1 protein-coding gene and 1 pseudogene are annotated in these 1,137 nt (G+C 47.5%); one reads left to right on the top strand and one right to left on the bottom strand.

Annotated features, from left to right (window positions below):
• Positions 1–147: 147 nt before the first annotated feature.
• Positions 148–777, top strand: a complete 630-nt coding sequence (gene lexA / locus FC99_RS12705) for a transcriptional repressor LexA (RefSeq protein WP_048735898.1) — start codon at positions 148–150, stop codon at positions 775–777.
• Positions 778–921: 144 nt separating this feature from the next.
• On the opposite strand, the pseudogene FC99_RS14300 reads toward lexA, so the two are convergent.
• Positions 922–1,137, bottom strand: a pseudogene (locus FC99_RS14300) (nucleoside 2-deoxyribosyltransferase); the annotation flags it as partial.

Genomic DNA, 1,137 nt, shown 5'->3' with positions numbered 1-1,137 from the left:
CCCCCGCTTTCAAGCCACAATCCATCATATCAGGGTTATTTTCAGAATTCAACTCATTTAACCGAACATCTGTTTGAAAACGGCGACAACCTATGCTAAACTAAGACTAAACTATACTACGAATGACGAACGAGGTGGCAAAATAATATGAGCAAAGCTTCTGAAAGTAAACAAATCGCCGTTCTTCGCTTCATTTGGGAACGGGTCAATGAAAAAGGGTATCCCCCGACCGTCCGTGAAATTGGTGAGGCCGTTTCCCTATCTTCAACTTCGACGGTTCACGGTCACATCGCCCGCCTGACAAAGAAGGGGTTGCTGACTAAGGACCCAACTAAGCCCCGCGCATTGGAAATCACGCCAGCTGGCTTGGAGGAACTCGGGGTTCACGAAAAACAAACACAGATTCCCGTTTTAGGCACCGTTACTGCTGGTGAACCCATTCTAGCCGTTCAGGAAGCCACGGATTACTTCCCGGTTCCCCCTGAATTTGATCAAGATGAGGACGACCTCTTCATGTTGACGATTCGCGGCGAAAGTATGATCAACATCGGTATCTTGAATGGTGACCAAGTCATCGTTCGCCGGCAACAATCCGCCGACAACGGCGACATCGTTATCGCCATGACTGAAGAGAACGAGGCCACGTGCAAACGATTCTTTAAGGAAGCTGACCATTTCCGTTTGCAACCCGAAAACGACACCATGGCCCCAATCATCTTGAATCACGTTAGCATCTTAGGTAAAGTCGTTGGGCTATTCCGCGACGATGTTCACTAACCATTGTAAATGAATGAGGGCCTGGGACTTTTGTCCCAGACCCTCATTTTGTTCCGAATATCTATGGTCAAAACGGACGACAAAGACTAGTCAATGAGCATTAACTAGCCCACCTTCTGTCCCGTTCTCCTTTTTTCAATCTTGTTAAATAACTTTGCCATGATAATGACTCTCGGGCAACGTGCTAAAGTCGTATGCTGCCAGAGCTTCTGCTTCGCGTACGTAAGCATGGAGGCCTTCAGCGATCATCAGATTTAAGATGGTCTCCTTTTCGTGGAGAATCACAACGGGCTTCTTTAGGTGAAAGGCGTACCCAATTTCAAAGGCGGTACCAGAATCCACTTGGTCGTCGACAAAATC

The organism is Levilactobacillus koreensis JCM 16448 (assembly GCF_001435525.1).
In the GTDB taxonomy this organism is placed as follows: Bacteria; Bacillota; Bacilli; order Lactobacillales; family Lactobacillaceae; genus Levilactobacillus; species Levilactobacillus koreensis.
This window is presented reverse-complemented; position numbering and strand designations above follow the sequence as displayed.

Coding starts and splice junctions, on each gene's coding strand:
- lexA (WP_048735898.1), top strand. CDS start 148: ATGAGCAAAGCTTCTGAAAGTAAACAAATCGCCGTTCTTCGCTTCATT.